The organism is Halarchaeum nitratireducens, assembly GCF_017874695.1.
GTDB lineage: Archaea > Halobacteriota > Halobacteria > Halobacteriales > Halobacteriaceae > Halarchaeum > Halarchaeum nitratireducens.
Genome location: NZ_JAGIKY010000023.1, coordinates 1 through 17,501, shown reverse-complemented (window position 1 = coordinate 17,501; position 17,501 = coordinate 1). Strand labels below are relative to the sequence as shown.

17 protein-coding genes are annotated in these 17,501 nt (G+C 67.0%); 8 read left to right on the top strand and 9 right to left on the bottom strand.

The genetic code is table 11. The features are described from left to right. Nucleotides 1–110 precede the first annotated feature (110 nt). Together J2754_RS15680 and J2754_RS15675 are read left to right on the top strand one after the other, a co-directional pair. Nucleotides 111–548, top strand: a complete 438-nt coding sequence (locus tag J2754_RS15680) for a DUF2391 domain-containing protein (protein ID WP_188880161.1) — start codon at nucleotides 111–113, stop codon at nucleotides 546–548. A gap of 97 nt (nucleotides 549–645) precedes the next feature. Further along, nucleotides 646–1,224 (top strand): DUF7090 family protein, encoded by a 579-nt coding sequence (locus tag J2754_RS15675; protein WP_188880159.1) that lies wholly within the window; start codon nucleotides 646–648, stop codon nucleotides 1,222–1,224. Between the two features lie 16 nt (nucleotides 1,225–1,240). Here J2754_RS15675 and J2754_RS15670 read toward each other — a convergent pair whose 3' ends face one another. From J2754_RS15670 to J2754_RS15650, 5 genes are all read right to left on the bottom strand, one after another. Continuing rightward, nucleotides 1,241–2,017 (bottom strand): DUF7089 family protein, encoded by a 777-nt coding sequence (locus J2754_RS15670; RefSeq protein ID WP_188880157.1) that lies wholly within the window; start codon nucleotides 2,015–2,017, stop codon nucleotides 1,241–1,243. Between the two features lie 141 nt (nucleotides 2,018–2,158). After that, nucleotides 2,159–3,151, bottom strand: a complete 993-nt coding sequence (locus J2754_RS15665) for a bile acid:sodium symporter family protein (RefSeq protein WP_188880155.1) — start codon at nucleotides 3,149–3,151, stop codon at nucleotides 2,159–2,161. A 269-nt stretch (nucleotides 3,152–3,420) separates the two neighbouring features. Then, entirely contained in the window at nucleotides 3,421–4,149 is a 729-nt protein-coding gene (locus J2754_RS15660) for a Zn-ribbon domain-containing protein (protein ID WP_211087967.1), read from the bottom strand. 2 nt (nucleotides 4,150–4,151) lie between these two features. Beyond that, a complete protein-coding gene (locus J2754_RS15655; RefSeq protein ID WP_188880151.1) occupies nucleotides 4,152–4,541 on the bottom strand; it encodes a DUF2073 domain-containing protein in 390 nt (129 codons plus the stop codon). A 6-nt stretch (nucleotides 4,542–4,547) separates the two neighbouring features. After that, nucleotides 4,548–5,195 carry an Era-like GTP-binding protein gene (locus tag J2754_RS15650; RefSeq protein ID WP_188880149.1) on the bottom strand — a complete coding sequence of 216 codons (648 nt, stop codon included), beginning with the start codon at nucleotides 5,193–5,195 and terminating at the stop codon, nucleotides 4,548–4,550. 905 nt (nucleotides 5,196–6,100) lie between these two features. Here J2754_RS15650 and J2754_RS15645 point away from each other — a divergent pair. Then, entirely contained in the window at nucleotides 6,101–7,570 is a 1,470-nt protein-coding gene (locus J2754_RS15645) for a Cdc6/Cdc18 family protein (RefSeq protein ID WP_188880148.1), read from the top strand. A gap of 87 nt (nucleotides 7,571–7,657) precedes the next feature. Here J2754_RS15645 and J2754_RS15640 read toward each other — a convergent pair whose 3' ends face one another. Continuing rightward, nucleotides 7,658–8,398: a S26 family signal peptidase gene (locus J2754_RS15640; protein WP_188880147.1), complete on the bottom strand. Its 741-nt coding sequence runs from the start codon at nucleotides 8,396–8,398 to the stop codon at nucleotides 7,658–7,660. A 93-nt stretch (nucleotides 8,399–8,491) separates the two neighbouring features. Between J2754_RS15640 and J2754_RS15635 the strand changes: the two genes are divergently transcribed. Then, a complete protein-coding gene (locus J2754_RS15635) occupies nucleotides 8,492–10,168 on the top strand; it encodes a DNA-directed DNA polymerase II small subunit (RefSeq protein ID WP_211087966.1) in 1,677 nt (558 codons plus the stop codon). Nucleotides 10,169–10,327: 159 nt separating this feature from the next. On the opposite strand, the gene J2754_RS15630 is transcribed toward J2754_RS15635, so the two are convergent. Then, entirely contained in the window at nucleotides 10,328–10,732 is a 405-nt protein-coding gene (locus J2754_RS15630; RefSeq protein ID WP_188880144.1) for a hypothetical protein, read from the bottom strand. Nucleotides 10,733–10,865: 133 nt separating this feature from the next. On the opposite strand from J2754_RS15630, the gene J2754_RS15625 reads away from it, so the two are divergent. The 3 genes from J2754_RS15625 to pheT all read left to right on the top strand — a co-directional run bounded on the left by J2754_RS15625 (nucleotide 10,866) and on the right by pheT (nucleotide 15,495). Beyond that, on the top strand, nucleotides 10,866–12,050 hold the full coding sequence (locus J2754_RS15625) for an aspartate kinase (RefSeq protein ID WP_188880142.1): 1,185 nt from the start codon (nucleotides 10,866–10,868) through the stop codon (nucleotides 12,048–12,050). Between the two features lie 109 nt (nucleotides 12,051–12,159). Next, nucleotides 12,160–13,665, top strand: coding sequence for a phenylalanine--tRNA ligase subunit alpha (gene pheS / locus J2754_RS15620; protein ID WP_211087965.1), 1,506 nt, complete (start codon nucleotides 12,160–12,162; stop codon nucleotides 13,663–13,665). Continuing rightward, on the top strand, nucleotides 13,666–15,495 hold the full coding sequence (gene pheT / locus J2754_RS15615; protein ID WP_188880140.1) for a phenylalanine--tRNA ligase subunit beta: 1,830 nt from the start codon (nucleotides 13,666–13,668) through the stop codon (nucleotides 15,493–15,495). Between the two features lie 101 nt (nucleotides 15,496–15,596). Here pheT and J2754_RS15610 read toward each other — a convergent pair whose 3' ends face one another. Next, nucleotides 15,597–16,646: a quinone-dependent dihydroorotate dehydrogenase gene (locus J2754_RS15610; protein WP_188880139.1), complete on the bottom strand. Its 1,050-nt coding sequence runs from the start codon at nucleotides 16,644–16,646 to the stop codon at nucleotides 15,597–15,599. Nucleotides 16,647–16,655: 9 nt separating this feature from the next. Further along, nucleotides 16,656–16,853 (bottom strand): AbrB/MazE/SpoVT family DNA-binding domain-containing protein, encoded by a 198-nt coding sequence (locus tag J2754_RS15605; RefSeq protein WP_188880138.1) that lies wholly within the window; start codon nucleotides 16,851–16,853, stop codon nucleotides 16,656–16,658. A gap of 150 nt (nucleotides 16,854–17,003) precedes the next feature. On the opposite strand from J2754_RS15605, the gene J2754_RS15600 reads away from it, so the two are divergent. After that, complete coding sequence (locus J2754_RS15600) at nucleotides 17,004–17,318, top strand: non-histone chromosomal MC1 family protein (protein ID WP_188880136.1); 315 nt, start codon at nucleotides 17,004–17,006, stop codon at nucleotides 17,316–17,318. Nucleotides 17,319–17,501: the final 183 nt, after the last annotated feature.

Genomic DNA, 17,501 nt, shown 5'->3' with positions numbered 1-17,501 from the left:
TGTCGGTGCATCTACCTGGCCGACGGGACGACGGGGAGACGAGGCGACGGACCGACGGGACGGCGGGACCGATGTAGGGGTTTATTTCCGGGGACGTGGTCACGCGATGTATGGTCAGACGCACCAAGCGCTACGCGCTCGCGGACACCGCCCAGCAGATCGTGGGGGGATTCCTGCTCGCCGGACCGTTCGTCGTCACGGAGGAGGTGTGGGGGCTCGCGAGCAACATGCGATGGTATCACGTCGGACTGACGCTCGCGCTCGTCGCCGCCATCGGCTACGGTGCGCTCTACCGGGCGGACGACGACCGCGACCCGGAGCGCGAGGCCGAAGTCGCCGGAGTCCCGATCCGGTTCGTCTCGCTGATGGGCGTTTCCTTCGGCGCCGTGCTCATCCTCGCGGTGGCGTTTCGCGCCCCGCAGACGTTCGCGGCGAACCTCGGCCTCGACCTCGACGGGATCGGGCTCGTCTGTTTCACCCTGAAGGCGACGAGCGTCGGCGCGGTGTTCAGCGTGGTCGGAGCCGCGACCGCGGACAGCGTCTTCTGAGGCGATCGGGGCCGAGGACGCCGCGCTCCCGCGGGCGACGCGCGGCAGAACGGGCAGGAACACTCACCTCTAAGTCGGTGCCACACGCGTACGGGATATGGACTACCGGCTGGCGATCGACGGGGCTCCGGAGACGGTTCCGGGCGGCACCGCCATCCTTCTCCTCCACCCGAGCACGGGGGAGACGGACCGCATCGACACGGACTTCCTCAAGACGGACACCGACGCCTTTCTCGTCATCTCCACGCGAACGACCGCCCGCGAGGTCATGCAGAAGCTCGATCACTACGACGTGGACGAGACCCGCGCGCAGATCCTCGACACCCTCTCGGTCGATCGGGGGTACTCACGCCGGAGCGCCGAAAACATCCGCTACGTCACCTCGCCCGACGACGTCGACGGGATCCTCACCGTCACCGAGGAGTTCCTCGCGGAGGCCGAGGGGAAACGCCGGGTCAGTTTCGACTCGATCACCGAACTCGCGTACTACGCGGACGACGAACGAGCAATCGAAGCCCTCGAACGACTCACGCGCCTCCTAGAAGCCTACGACGCCGTCGGACTCTTCCATGTCTCGACGGAGGTCCACGACGCCGAGACGATCGAACGCTTCCGCGACCTCTGCGACGGCGTCCTCGACCTCCACGAGGACGGGAGCCTCGACGCCGACTTCTAAGCCGCGACTTCCCCGTTCAGGAGAAGACGCGTTCGGCCCACGACACCGCGTAGCGGGCGCCGTGCTCGCGATACGCGGGATCGTCGAGGGCGTCGAAGGGAGCGGGCAAGTCAAGGCCGTGCTTGACGCCCGCGGCGGCGAGTTCCGCCGCGTCGGTGAACGAGGTGTCACCGCTCGCGACGGCGTGTCCGAGCCCGTCGAGGCGCGGTTGGATGCGTTCGCCTGCGTCCGTCCACGCGTCGTGGAGCGAGGCGCGGTCGTCCGTCTCAGCCCACCCGGCGAAGACCTCGCGGGTGGAGAGGCCGGCGTACGCGGCGGAGACGGCGAGCGCGAGCTGGTACGTGTCGGTCGGGTCGGTGGGCGTCGCGGCCGCGAAGTCGACGTACGCGTCGCCGAAGAACCCGAGGAAGTGCTCGGGGAGGTCGAGGCCGACCTGCACGAGCGCCTCGGCGACGAGGAACGCGACGAAATCGTCCGGTGACCCCTCGATCCGGGGTTTGACCAAGACGATCGGCGGGTCGGTCTGCGTCGTCCAAGCGATGCTCCCGTCGCCGGGTGCGCCGACGACGACGTCGTCACTGACGAGGGAGTCGAGGACTGCGGGGTGGTCGTCGGGGAGCCACGCGGCGTCGTAGCCGCGCGGATCGACGGCGTCGACGACCATCATCAACTCGGTGAGCGCGGACGTCGGGAGCACCTCGAAGTCGCGCTCGGTGTCGTAGACGAGCGCGTCGGGCGCGTGGATGTCGCGGACCGCGGCGACGTCGCCGCGAAGCGGACGTTCCTCGAACACGCGTCAGACCAGTGCGTTGGCGATGAGGGCGAGCGACGCGATAGCGGACAGACCGACGACGGTGAGGACGATCTTGGTGGCCGTACTCATGCGGGACTGTCCGCCCCGGACGCACTTAAAATCGGGCAGTTCGTCCCGGCGCTAGTCGGCGCGCTCCGGGGGGGTGCGGTCGCCGGCGGCCGCGGTACCGTCCTGCGAGGAGAAGTAGGAGGCGAGCGCTGGGCCGCTGACGTTGTGCCAGACGCTGAAGAGCGCGGGCGCGAGCGCGACGAGCCCGCCGCCGAAGTGCGCGCTCGCGAGCGCGACGGCGAGCCCGGAGTTCTGTAACCCGACCTCGAACGTCGTGGCGCGCACGCGGTCCTCGCTCATCCCGGTGGCGCGGCCGACGAGGTTCCCGGCGGTGAGTCCGATGCCGTTGTGGAGGACGACGACGGCGATCGCGGCCGCGGCGGCGCCGAGGATCACGCCCTTGTTCCCGGCGACGACGGCGGCGACGATGGCGACGATGGCCGCGACGGAGATCGTCGGGAAGACCGTCAGGCCGATCTCGGCGACGCGGGGGGCGTATCGATCGAGGAGGTAGCGCAGCGCGAACCCGGCGAGCACGGGGATGAAGACTATCTGTACGATGCTGGAGAACAGGGACATGAAGGTGACGTCGATCGACTCGCCGGCCAGCGCGAGCACCCACGCGGGCATCAGGATCGGCGCGGTCAGCGTCGTCACCGTCGTGATCGAGACCGAGAGTGCGACGTCCCCGTTCCCGAGATAGGTCATGACGTTCGACGCGGTGCCACCGGGGGCCGCGCCGACGAGGATGACGCCGAGCGCGAGCTCCGGAGGGAGCCCGAGGACGAGGGTGAGGGCGTAGGCGGCTACGGGCATCACGAGCCACTGGGTGAGCGCCCCGATACCGACGTCGCGTGGCCGCTCGACGATCCGGCGGAAGTCCTCCGGGAGGAGGGTCAGCCCCATCCCGAGCATGATGAGGCCGAGCAGCGGCGTGATGTACGCGCCGATCGGCGTGAAGTACGCCGGCGCGTAGAGCGCGATCGCGGCGAGGAGCACGACCCAGACGACGAAGAACTTGTTCGCGTACGATGCGACCGTCTCCAGGTAATCAAGCGCGCTCACGCGCGCTCACCTCGGAAGTGAGACATTATCATGCGTTTCGACGAGGTGGACAAAAGAGTGGCTTTTCAGGCAGGAAGTACGCGCGCGTCCGGTCGGCGGAAAGTGGACGTTCGGGCGGGATACGAGTCGCAACGCGAAGGAAGGCAAAAGACGGGAAGGGGGGATGAGATGAGAGGAGGGTGGAAGGAGGTGGAAGGGGAAAGCGAGACGGCGTGTGACGAAGAGGAGTGATCCGAGGTGACGTGAATGGGACGAGTCGAGAGCGCGCCTCACTCCTCCCGGCGTTCGGACCCGGCGAACGTCTCGGGCACCTCGATGACGTATCGGCCGTTCTCTTGGAGCGCGATGATGTACTCCTCGCGGTCGTAGAGCTCCATGAGGTTGAGCTCGTACTGCCCCGGCGCGAGCACCTTGATCGACTCGAACTGTTCGTTGAGCTCCTCGCGCAGGGCTTCCATGTCGGGTTCGTCGGCGTCCGCGTCGGGTTCCTTGACGACGCGGCCCTCGCTCGGCGGGCGTTCGGGGAGGTCGTCGGCGGTGACCATCTCGCTGCGCGCGGACGCCTGTGCGGCGTCCTCGGCGTCGTCGTCACCTCCGTCGTCGGGTTCGCTATCGGTCCCCGTCGACTGACCCGGAGTAGCGTCCGGCGGATCACGGTTACCGTCGTCCGCGCTCGACGCGCCGGGCGACGGCCCACCCGCTGTTTCGGGTGCGTCGGCCGTCTGCGGCGTCTCGTCGTCGGAGACCGGCGTGTCGTCGTGGTCCGGCGTATCGTCGCGGACGAGGTCACGAACCGTCGCGGCGGCTTTCCCCACGGCCGACGGGACGCCGGTGTCGGGTCGCTCCGGGGGCTCTTCAGTCGCGTCGTCCGGCGCGTCGTCGGGAACCTCGCTCGGATGGAACTGGAACTTGTTCCCGCCGCACTCGGGACACCCCGAAAGCATCTCCTTGGAACCGTCGGCGAACGTATGCCCGCAGTTCGTGCACTGATGGGGCATCCCTACTTCCTCTTGAGGAGCGCGCTGATCAGCGTCTCGTCCTTGTGAAGCGACTGGATCTGGTTCGCGGGCCCGATGACCGTGAGCTTCGCGGGGTCCTCGTCCTTGCCCATGAGCCGGCCGAGGAAGCCGGATTCCTTGGTCTCGCTGCGCGGGAAGGACTCGATCTCGATCCCGGTGAACCCATCGGGATTGATCTCGGTCATCGTCACCTCGATGAGCTTCGACTCCTCGTCCGGGGTCAGGCCCTGTTCGAGGACGACGATGTCGCCGTCGTGGACGGAGTCGAGAATCATCCGGATCTTCTCCATGGAGGTCTTGTTCTCCATGCGCTCGGCGCTGATGAGGTCGAGTTGGACCCCGTCGTCCGTCTCCGGTTCCTGTTCAGCCATCCGGAATCACCCGAACTTCTCCGCGATCCGGTCGTAGACCTCGTCCATGTTTTCGCCCTCGAGTGCGGAGAGTTCGATCGTCTCGTGTTGGGGGAAGGCGTTGCGGATGCGTTGGACCTTGGAGTCCTCGAGGTCCGTCTTGTTGGCGAGGATGAGCACTGGCAGATCGCGGCTCTCGATGATGCCGATGAGCATCGTGTTCACCTGTGTGAACGGGTCGGTCGTCGAGTCGAGGACGTAGATGACGCCGTCGACGTCCTCGCGGAGCCAGTGCATGGCCTCGGCGACCCCTTCGGTGGCCTCCCGGGATCGACGGACCGCCTCGTCTTTTTCCATGTCGTGATCGAGGAACTCCTCGTAGTCGACCTTCGTCGTCACGCCGGGCGTGTCGACGATGTCGATGGAGACCGTGTGGCCGTCACGTTCGATCTCGACGTTCTCCTTGCGCCGCGCGCGTCGTGTCTCGTGGGGGATATGGCTCTCGGGTCCGACGGCGTCGCCGGTCCAGTCGCGGGCGATGCGGTTGGCGAGCGTGGTCTTCCCAGCGTTCGGCGGGCCGTAAATGCCGATCCGCTTCGGGTCCTCGCTCTCGCCGGCGAACAGCTTCGCCGTGACCGCCGAGATGCTGTCCCTGAGGTCTGCGAACAGTCCCATCCTCTTTCTCTGATTACGGTACGAGCGCCCAGACGGGAATAGTTGACGCAGTATCCGTTCCCGTGAGCGCGCGTGCTACCCGTACTGACCCGATGAGACGACTTAAACTTACGTCAGACACGGGATCGGCCAGTCGAATGAGTGTCAGTGTCTACCTATCGGTCGTGAGGGGGGAGCGACCATCCCCCCACCCCTTCGTTTCGGGTGGAGACGAACGACCGGCGGGGCGGGGGAGGGGGTAGTTGAGATGTTTCGAGAGATAAGAGACATATTACAACAGACAGTGAGAAGGAAAAATATTGTTTTCCTGCAGTGCGGATTTAGTTTTTTCGCCTATGTATTATAGATTTCGTCTTCCTAGAGTCGGTCTCGTACTCTTCCCCTGCTATCGCTTTTGTTCCGTTCCACTCGAAACGAAGGGGTGGGGGGGTTTCGCACGAAAGCCCGGTAACCCCCTCCGTTTCGGGTGGAACCGCCGGCCGATCGAACCGATGGGGAAGCCCGAATACCGGGAACAACGAGTCCCGAAACCGACGGATGACTTCTCACGACTGGGATCGTCTGTTAATATTCAGTACAAACATACCTCTGTTTCCTCTGGAACTGGCGATAGTTCAGTGGTCGACGGCCGTCGCCATCGACGTACACTCTCCTCTCTTTCGGGATATTCTGTTTCTCAACTATCGACATAATTATTGGATCGAACCTTCCGCTCGCCGTGACGGTGGTCGGCCAACGGCGAATCACATTCATCGAAACTCTTTTGTCTGGACGGCTTCGTTTGTTTCATCTGCATCAACTGGACGGACCGGTCTCGAACGTGAGGCGGCAACGTCGGTGATCGGGGCGGTATAGGCGCCGTGTCCGTCGATTTCCACCTGAAACAAAGGGGTGTACGTGATAGGATGACGGACGAAGAACCGAACGGACGGCGGACGGCGAACAGGGATTTCGACGTCGAGCTCGACGATGTCCTCGACGAGGAGGAAGACGAAGGGGGACTCTTCGACGATCTACTCAGCGGTGAGCCCATCTTCGAGAACAAGGAAGTGCTCCGGCCGTCGTACACGCCGCACGAACTCCCACACCGCAACGAGCAGATAAACAACATGGCGACGATCCTCGTCGCCGCCCTCCGCGGTGAGACGCCGTCGAACATCCTCATCTACGGGAAGACCGGCACCGGCAAGACCGCCTCCGCGAAGTACGTCAGCCAGGAGTTGGAGAACACCTCCCGGAAGTACGACGTCCCCTGCGAGGTCGAGTACATCAACTGCGAGGTGACGGACACCCAGTACCGCGTGCTCGCCCAACTGGCGAACACCTTCATCGAGCAGAATCGCGAGTACGCGCGCGGGCGCGTACGAGAACTCGAAGACCTACTCGTTGAGAGCGACGACGACCCGAGCGTGCTCGCGGACACCGAGTTCGATGGGGAGCGCGACGTCGAGCGGCGTATCGAGGAGTTCGAGCGCGACCTCGAGGACATGGAGGAAGTCCCGATGACCGGGTGGCCGACCGATCGCGTCTACTCCGTCTTCTTCGACGCCGTCGATTACGTCGAGCGGGTCGCCGTCATCATGCTCGACGAGATCGACAAGCTCGTCGAGAAGTCCGGCGACGACACCCTCTACAACCTCTCGCGGATGAACTCCGAACTCACGAACTCCCGCGTCTCCATCATCGGCATCTCGAACGACCTGAAGTTTACCGACTTCCTCGACCCGCGCGTGAAGTCGAGCCTCGGCGAGGAGGAGATCGTCTTCCCGCCGTACGACGCGAACCAACTCCGCGACATCCTCCAGCACCGCTCGACGGACGCGTTCAAAGCCGACGCGCTCAGCGAGGACGTCATCCCGCTCTGCGCGGCGTTCGCCGCCCAAGAGCACGGCGACGCTCGGCGCGCACTCGATCTCCTCCGCACCGCGGGCGAACTCGCCGAGCGCGATCAGGCCGACGTCGTCACGGAAGAACACGTCCGTCGCGCGCAGGACAAGATCGAACTCGACCGCGTCGTCGAGGTGGTGCGAACGCTCCCGACGCAGTCGAAACTCGTCCTCTTCGCCATCATGATGCTGGAGAAGCACGGCGTCCACAACATCAACACCGGCGAGGTATACAACATCTACAAGACGCTCTGTGACGAGATCGACGCCGACGTGCTCACACAACGCCGCGTCACCGACCTCATCAGCGAACTCGACATGCTCGGGATCGTGAACGCCGTCGTCGTCTCGAAGGGCCGCTACGGGCGGACGAAGGAGATCAACCTCTCCGTCCCCATCGACGAGACGGAGGCCGTCCTGCAGGCGGACTCCCGACTCGGCGATATCGAGGACGTCACGCCGTTCGTCCAAGCCCGATTCGACAACTGATCGCGTCCCCGTCCCACGGCTTATCGCGGCTGTTCGCCCCCGCGTTCCATCGGAAACGAAGGGGTTCGTCCGTCTCGCCGCCGCCCGTCACGCCGGGGCGGCCGACGCTCCGCCGGTCGGGATCGCCGTGCCACTCGGTGTGACTGCGTCTCCCGTGACGAGCGGCGTGGTGAGGGGGGCGTCACCCGTCACTACGAGGCGCACCCACCCGAGCCACGGGATGTGGAACTCGGCGGTCCCTCGGACCCAGTCGGGCCGGACGGGCGTCGAGATCCCGACGGCCTGATCGTACGCGGGGTTCGAGTCGCCCTTCGTGATGAACCCCGCGTGCGGTGCGGGGCAGTTCCTGAGCTCCTCGCAGTCCTTCGCACCGAGCACGTAGCTCGCGTTCGCCTCGTCGTACCAGTTCTCGCCGTCGGCCACCCAGAAGCGGGCTCGATGGATGATCGGCGTCGTCCCCCTGTCGCCGTCGGGCGCGTAGACGACGACGTCCCCAGGTTCGCCGAACTTCGCGTACCCCGTTCGCTCCCCGGTCTGGTAGGTGACCACGCCGGTGGCGCCGGTCGCGCCGGCGCCGGCGAATCGGTGCTCTTCCATGACGAAGACGAGGTCGCCCTTCTGGAGGTGGGGCGTCATGCTGCCGGACTCGACGGCGACGAGCGGCGGCCAGAGTCCGCTGACGGCGAAGAGCAAGACGCCGATCAGGACGACGACGAGCGCACTGCTCACGAGCTCGCGCACGAAGAGGACGGCCTCGTTGTCTGTCCTGCGGAACCACCGGAGCGCCGCCAGCGGGCCGTCGCGTGGGTTGGGGACGTCGTCGGCCATTGCCGATCGGTACGGCCGAACCGCGTTTCAAGCTTCCCACTCGACAGTGGCTTCCGTAGTCCTTTTGCTCGCGGACGGCGTGCTGGTCGTATCGTGCCCGACTCGACGCCCGTCCGGGTGGTCCGCGAACTCGCGCGCCGCGGCTACAACGCCGAGCGCGACGCCGTGACGCTCATCGCCGATTCGCCCGATCCGGACGCGGCCGTCGAACGCGTCGTCGACGACGCGGGCGACGACGCTCTCACGCTCACCGCTGCGGACGTTCGCGACGCCCTCGGCGACGGCCCCCGGACGTCTGCGCGGTCGGCCGACGCCGCCAGTACCGACGGCGGTGCGACCGCCCGCGCCCCCGAAACGGGAGGCGACGCCGACGACGCCGCGCGAAGGGGTAGTACACGCGAACCGGCGGCGAACGACGACGAACGGGGCGGCGCGAGCGATGCGAACGCGCTCGACACGCCTGCCCGCGGCGGGACGACGAGAAACGGCGATCACGCCGACCCGATGGATCAGGTGGACGCGACGGGGCGAGCGGACGCGACGTCGACGGGGCGTGACGGTCGCTCCCCGACGCCGCCCGAGGTGGCCGGCGACGTCACCGGTCACTCCACTGGCGCCGGCGAGTACGGCGACTTCGTGACCGTCTTTCGGGACCGGTACGAGCGTCTCTCGAAGAAGCTCCGCGGGCGCGTCAACCACCGCCCCACCGAGGCGCTCGACGCGATGCCCGGCGGAAGCGACGCCGCGATAGTGGGGATGGTCAACGACGTCCGCTCGACGGCGAGCGGTCACTGGCTCGTCGAACTGGAGGACACGAACGGGACGTTCCCCGCCCTCATCATGAAGGACCGCGACTGGGCGGACGTCGTCGACGAACTCCTCCTCGACGAGGTCATCGCCATCGAGGGGACGCTCGCCGACGACGGTGGCATCCTCTTCGCCGACAGCGTCCACTTCCCCGACGTTCCCCGCACCTACCGCCCGAGCACCGCCGACCGACACGTCCAGGCGGCGCTCGTCTCCGACGTCCACGTCGGTAGCCAGGAGTTCGCGGGCGATCGTTGGGACGCCTTCGCCGACTGGCTTCACGCGCCCGAGGCCGACGCCGTCGAGTATCTCCTGATCGGCGGGGACATGGTCGAGGGCGTCGGCGTCTATCCCGACCAAGACGAGGAGCTCGACATCGTCGACGTCTACGAGCAGTACCGCGCGTTCTCGGAGCGCTTGAAGGACGTCCCCGGCGACATGGAGATCATCATGATTCCGGGGAACCACGACGCCGTCCGCCTCGCCGAACCCCAACCCGGCTTCGACGAGAACCTCCGGGACATCATGTCCGCCCACGACGCGCGCATCGTCGGCAACCCCGCCACGGTCACCGTCGAGGGCGTCGACGTCCTCATGTACCACGGCGTCAGCCTCGACGAAGTCATCGCCGAACACGGTGACGAGAGCGTCTCCTACGACGCTCCACACAACGCGATGGCCCAACTCCTCAAGAAACGCCACGTCGCCCCCCAGTACGGCGGCCGGATGCGCGTCGCGCCCGAGGAGAAGGACTACTTGGTCATCGACGACATCCCGGACGTCTTCCACACCGGCCACGTCCACAAGCTCGGTATCGGCGCGTACCACAACGTCACGCTGATCAACTCGGGGAGCTGGCAGGAACAGACCGCCTTCCAGCAGTCCGTCAACATCGACCCCGACGTCGGCACCGCGCCGATCCTCGATCTCGACACCCTCGACGTCACGGTTCGGAAGTTCTGATTAATCGTACGCGCGCGCACGAGTAGGAACGTGAAGGATGGGAGAACGGGGGAGACGAACGCGCCCGGCTCTCGCCTCCCGCGACCTCCCGTTCGCCACGTTCCACTCGACGCCCAGCGAACTCACGTCTATCGGTCTCCACCCGAAACGGAGGGGTTGCTAGGCGTTCTCGTCCACCGCGAGTCGATATCGCGTCGTCCGCTCTCCGTCGAAGCGCGGGCCGTCGCCGACGGCCTCGAAGCCGGCGTTCGTCACCGCGTCGAGCGCGCCGCCGGCCGCGTCGGGGACGAGCGCCTCGACGTCGATACCTTCCGCGCGCGCGAAGGCGATCGGCTCGTCGAGGAGCGCCGCGACCGCCGCCGTCTCGCCCGCGAGCCGCGTGATGTGGACCGCGCCGCTGCTAGCTTCGTACGCGACGACGCCGACGACGTCCCCCTCGCGCTCGGCGACGACTACCCGCCGGTCGCGAACGAGCCGTTCCGCCGCGCCGGTCTCGATGTCGGTGAGCTCCGCGATCACGCCGACGTCGCCGTCGTGCGCGTCCCGAACGGTCGGCTGATCCATACCCGCGTTTGCACGCGCGTGCACTAAAAATCGACACACGGGGACCCGTCTCCCGGATAGACAGGGTTATCCCCCCGCCGTTGCTACGCGTGTCCATGATTGCGTGTGACACGACTCGCGTCGGGGGATCCCGATGCGTGTAGTCGCAAAGTTCGGCGGCACCAGCCTCGGCTCCGGAGAGCGGATCGACCGGGCCGCGGACTCCATCGCCAACGCGGTCCGCGAGGGCCACCAGATCGCCGTCGTCGCCTCCGCGATGGGATCGACGACCGACGACCTCCTCGACGACATCACGTTCGACGCCGAGGAGGGGGACCGCGCCGAGATCGTCTCGATGGGCGAGCGGACGTCCGTCCGCATGCTCAAGGCCGCCCTCACCGCCCGCGATATCGACGCGATCTTCCTCGAACCCGGTCACCCCGACTGGCCGGTCATCACGAACGAGCGCGGCGAGGTCGACGTCGAGGAGACCCGTAAGCGCGCCCGAAAGCTCGCCGAGCGCATGGACGGGGTCGTTCCCGTCGTCACCGGCTTCCTCGCCCAGGATCACGACGGGAACGTCACGACCCTCGGGCGCGGGGGGAGCGACACCTCCGCCGTGATGCTCGGTCGCTACATGGACGCGGACGAAGTCGTCATCGTCACCGACGTCGAGGGCATCATGACCGGCGATCCCCACGTCGTTGAGGGCGCGCGCAACGTCGGCGAGATCACCGTCGACGAACTCCGCAACCTCTCCTTCCGCGGTGCCGAGGTCGTCGCACCCTCCGCGCTCACCTACAAGGACGCCGACCTCGACGTCCGCGTCATCCACTACCAGCACTCGGATCTCCTGACGGGCGGGACCTCCATCGAGGGGGAGTTCGAGAACATCATCGACATGCGCGACGAACCGCTCGCCTGTATCACGGTGGCCGGGCGCGCCATCCGGAACAGTCCGGGAATCCTCGCGCGCCTCTCGAACGCGCTCGCCGAAGCCGGCATCAACGTCGACGGCGTCGCCTCCGGGATGGACTCCATCTCCTTCTACATCGACGCCGACGTCGACGAGCGCGCGGAGACCATCCTCCACCGCGAAGTCGTCGCCGAGGACACCCTCTCCAGCGTCACCGTCACCGACGATGTCGCCGGTATCCGGATCCTCGGAGGCGACCTCCCCTCCCGGCCCGGCGTCATCCGCGACATCGTCAATCCGATCGCCGACGCCGGCATCTCGCTCCACGACGTCATCACGTCCGCGACGAGCGTCGCCGTCTTCGTCGGTTGGGACGACCGCGAGCGCGCGCTCGAAGTCGTCCAGGAACACTTCGAGGGCTGACTCGCCCGCCACCCGACTTCGATTTCTCCCGCCCCGCCGCCTTACGACCGGGCACGACGGCGCTCGACCTTCGCAATAGCTATCCGGCTACCGGACACCACACGAACCAATGGAACTCCCACAACGCGAGCTCGCGGTCCTCGAGGCGGCGAGCGCAGACGAACCGACGCCCATCGCGGCGCTCGCGTCCGCGACCGGGCAGAAACCGGAGACGGTCACGGGAGCCGCTTTCGACCTCGAAGAGCGCGGTCTCGTCGCCGTCACCGAGGACACCGTCGCCGACGTCGAACTCACCGACGAGGGCGAGCGCTACCGCGCGGACGGCCTCCCCGAAGTCCGTCTCTATGCGGCCGCCCTCGACGCCGGCGCTGACGAGACCCCCGTGAGCATGGGCGCGGTGCTCGGCGCCGCCGATCTGGATGGCCCCGAGGTCGACATCGCGCTCTCGAACTACGCCCGGAAGGGGTACGGAGAGATCGCTTCGGGCGACCTCTCCGCGGACCCCACCGCCGATCCCGAGAGCGACGCGGAGGCCGCGGCGCTCGATCGGATCGCGGCCGGCGACCCGATCGACGACGACGTTCGCGAGACGCTCGAACGCCGCGACCTCGTCGTCGTCAACGAGCGCACCGTCCGCTCGGTCACGCTCACCGACGACGGCGTCGACGCGCTGATGGCCGGCGTGGAAACCACCGAGGCCGTCGGCCAACTCACCCCCGAGATGCTCGCCTCTGGCGAGTGGGCGGACGTGGAGTTCGCCGACTACAACGTCGAAGCCGACGCCGAAACGCCCAGCAGCGGGAAGACGCACGTCCTGCGCGCCACCGCCGAACGCGTCAAGGACGTCCTCGTCGGGATGGGCTTCGAGGAGATGGAGGGACCACACGCCGACTCCGAGTTCTGGATCAACGACGCGCTCTTCATGCCCCAAGACCACCCCGCCCGCACCCACTGGGATCAGTTCGCGCTCAGCGAACCGAGCGAGGTCGACGACCTCCCCGCGGACCTCTTAGAGCGCGTCGAGAGCGCGCACCGAGAGGGCGTCGGACGGGACGGCGACGGCTACCACTCGCCGTGGACCGAGGAGATGGCGCGCGGCGTCGACCTCCGCGGCCACACGACGTCGCTCTCGATGCGGTATCTCTCGGGCGAAGCCGTCGGCGATCTCGAACCGCCACAGCGCTACTTCAGCGTCGAGAAGGTCTACCGGAACGACACGCTCGACGCCACCCACCTCCTCGAGTTCTTCCAGATCGAGGGGTGGGTGATGGCCGAGGACCTCTCCGTGCGCGACCTCATGGGTACGTTCACCGAGTTCTACAGCCAGTTCGGCATCGAGGACGTCCGCTTCAAACCCCACTACAACCCCTACACCGAACCGTCCTTCGAGCTGTTCGGGACGCACCCCCGGACCGGTGAGGTCATCGAGATCGGGAACTCCGGGCTCTTCCGCCCCGAGGTCTTAGAGCCGCTCGGCGTCGACTGCGACGTGATGGCGTGGGGGCTCGCCTTAGAGCGTTTACTGATGCTCACGCACGGCTTCGAGGACATCCGCGACGTTCACGGCACGCTCGCCGACATCGACTTCTTGCGGGACACGGAGGTGGTCTATTAGATGCCCGTCGTCGACGTCGACCCCGACGAACTCCGCGAGCTCACCGGCCACGAGGAGAAGAGCGACGACGAACTGAAAGACGACCTCTTCGGCCTCGGCCTCGAATTCGAGGGGATGAGTGAGGACGGCGAGTTCCAACTGGAGTTCGCCCCGGACCGACTCGATCGGCTGAGCGTCGAGGGCGTCGCGCGCTCGCTGCGCTACCAGTACGGCGACGCCTCGGGGATCTACGTCCCCGACACGAACGACGCCGAGTGGACAATCGAGGTGGACGAGAGCGTCCCCGACGAGCGGCCGTACGTCACGGGAGCGATCGTCCGCGGCGTCGACCTCAGCGGGGGTGCGCTCGAATCGCTCATCCAACTGCAGGAGAAGCTCCACGCGACGATGGGGCGTAAACGCGCGAAGGGAGCCATCGGGATCCACGATCTCACGATGATCAAGGGACGGTCCGCGCGGAGTGCGGACGAACGCGTGAGCAGCCCGAAACGGCGTCCCGCGGACGATCGAGCGGCGGAGCCGCGAGACGACGGTGGCACCGCCACCGAGAGTCACGACCCGGACGCCACCGACGCCGCGGCGTCCAACTCCATCACCTACCGGGGCGTCGACCCGAACGGCGACACGTTCGTCCCGCTCGACGACGACGCCGAGCGTACGCCCGCGGCCGTACTCACGGAGCATCCGACCGGCGAGCAGTACGCCGACCTCCTCACCGACTACGAGCGCTACCCCGCCATCTACGACGACCTCGGACTGTTCAGCTTCCCCCCCGTCATCAACGGTCGACGGACCGAGGTCACCGAGGACTCGCGGGACCTCCTCGTCGAACTCACGGGCACCGATCAGTGGACCATCGATCGGATGTGCAACATCATCTGCTACGCGCTCGACGCGCGCGGCGGAACCATCGAGGACGTGACCGTCTCCTATCTCGACCTCGACGTCGAGAAACCCGACTTCGAGACCGACGAGAAGGTCGTCACCCACGAGCGCATCGAGTCCACCCTCGGCATCGATCTCACCGAAGACGACGTGCTCGACCTGCTCGGGCGCGCCGGTCTCGGCGCCGAGAGCGAGGACTGGGGCGAACAGGGTACCGACTACGTCGTCGAGATTCCGCCGTACCGGACGGACGTCCTCCATCCCGTCGACGTCGTCGACGACGTCGGCCGGGCGTACGGTTTCAATGACCTCGTCCCGCGCTACCCCGACGTCTCCACGGTCGGCGGGCGCACGGAGCGTTCGCGCTTGGAGCGCGCCGTCCGCGAGACGCTCGTCGGCCTCGGCCACCAGGACCTCCTCAACTTCCACCTCACGAACGAGGCCGAGAACTACGACCGGATGGGTCTCAGCGCCGGGAGCGACGTCGTCGGCGGCGGCGAACCCGCAACCATCGCCGAACCGTACAGCGAGGACTACACGATCGTCCGGACGTGGGCGCTCCCCTCGCTCGTGGCGCTCCTCGAGAACAACACGCACCGTGCGTACCCGCAGGACGTCGCGGAGGTCGGCTTCGCCGCCGAACGCGACGACAGCAACACGGGGGTCGCCGAGCGCCGCACCGTCGCCGGCGCCGTCGTCCGCCACGACGCCTCCTACGAGGACGCGAAGGCGCGCCTCCAAGTGATCGCGCGCGACTTCGACGTCGACTTGGAGACGCCCGCCACCACGCACCCGTCGTTCATCGACGGGCGCACCGCGAGCGTCGTCATCGACGGCGAGACCGTCGGCGTCGTCGGCGAAGTCCACCCCGAAGTGCTCGTCGAGCACGACCTCGAAGTGCCCGTGGCGGCGTTCGAGTTCCGCCTCGACGCGCTCGCCGACTAGCGCGACTCGCCCCCCGCGAGCGCACGGCGATTCGCACCCTACCGGTCCAGTTCTTCGGCCCGAACGGCCCGCGACGCGGACTCGGGGAGACAACCCTGGGACTATAAATCCGCACCGACGGCGTCCCCGACCGAGTCGAAGCCGTCCCGCTCTAACAACGCGAGGAGTCCGCGGTTGATCTCGGTTGCGATCGACGGGCCGCGATAGACCATTCCGGTGTAGAGCTGGACGACGCTCGCGCCGGCGCGGATCTTCTCGTAGGCGTCCGCAGCGGTGAAGACGCCGCCGACGCCCACCACCGGGAGGTCGGTGCGCTCCGCGACGAACCGAACCGTGCTCGTCGCGCGCTCCCGGAGGGGGGCACCCGAGAGCCCCCCCTCTTCGACGCGCTTCGGGTGACGAAGCCCCTCGCGCTCCGTCGTCGTGTTGACGGCGATGATCCCGTCGAGGTCGAGTTCCTCAGCGAGCTCGACGCCGGCGGCGATCCCCTCCCGCGAGAGGTCGGGGGAGAACTTCACGAGGAGCGGGCTCGCACCCGCCTCGACGAGAGCCGTCAGGATCTCACGTAGCGCGTCGCTGTGCTGGAGGTCGCGTAGCCCCGGCGTGTTCGGGCTGGAGACGTTCACGACGAAGTAGTCGCCCGCCTCCGCGACGCGCTCGTACGTGTATCCGTAGTCGTCGGCCGCCTCGTCGAGCGGCGTCGACTTCGACTTCCCGATGTTGATTCCGACCGGGACGTCCGGGAGCGGGTTCGCGTCGAGGCGCGCCCCGATCGCGTCCGCCCCGTCGTTGTTGAACCCCATCCGGTTGATGATCGCCTCGTCCTCCGGAAGGCGGAACATCCGGGGCTTCGGGTTTCCGGGCTGACGCTCTGCGGTGACGCCGCCGACCTCGAGGTGGCCGAACCCGAGCGCCGCGAGGCTCTGTGGCACGTGCGCGTTCTTGTCGAACCCGGCGGCGACACCGACCGGGTTCGGGAACTCGTTACCGAACGCGCGGACGCGAAGGCGGTCGTCGTCGACGCCGTACCATCGATCGAGCGCCGAGCGGGCCGGCGAGGCCGACTCGACGCCGCGTAGGACGGCGTGGATCGCTCCGTGGGCCGTCTCCGCGGACAGCTGGAAGAGCAGCGGCTTGAGGGCTCGGTACATCACCCCGCCTCAGAAGTCGTGGTCGACCTCGTCGGGGTCGGCCTTCTGGATGATGATCTTGTCCTCGCGCACGCGAACGAACACCTCGTCGCCGATGTCGAGCCCGGCGACGGCGAGTTCGTCCTCATGGAGGTTGACGTGGGCGTTGTGGTACTCCCCGTCCTCGCCTTTCGCCCCACTCGGGCTGAGCTTCTTCTTGCGGACCATCGGGTCTAACCTACGTCTACCTTCGGTGTAGCTGTTACTTAAGCCCTTCCGAGTCGTGAGCGTGCTACTCCCCGCTCCGGCGTGCCGTCGGCCGATCTCGGCGGTACGTTTATCACTGAGTCTGCGTATTGTTGGCATGGTTGCAAGGCTATGGTACGCGAGGACGGCAAGCGGAACTTCGCACTCCGCGATACGGACGGTACCGAGGACAGCGTGTTCAGCGGTAGTACACCCCGACAGGCCGCACTGAAGGCCGCACGGCGGCTCGAATCGGTCGGTGAGAGCGAGGACGCCGCGCCGCGATCCGAGATCCGACTTCGGGAGAAGGGCACCGACAAGGTTCACGTGTACGAGGCGTGGGCGTGGGAGTCGAGCTCCCCGGACGACAAGCCCGACTGGATGCCCGCCGAGATCACGCAAGCGAACGTCGCCAAGCAGGGGATCGAACACCTCGAATCCCGATAGTCCAAGACGAAACCCTCGGTGTTCATTTCGCCCCGTCGCGTAGCGTGCGGTGCACGGGTACCACCCGACCAGACCGCACGCACGTCCGCGTGGAATGACCGGTCGGCCTCCGCCCGTGCCGCATCGCCGTTCTCGCACCCGCCGTGCTGTGATTCGCCGTACCGCGGCGGGGGTCGGTTCGAC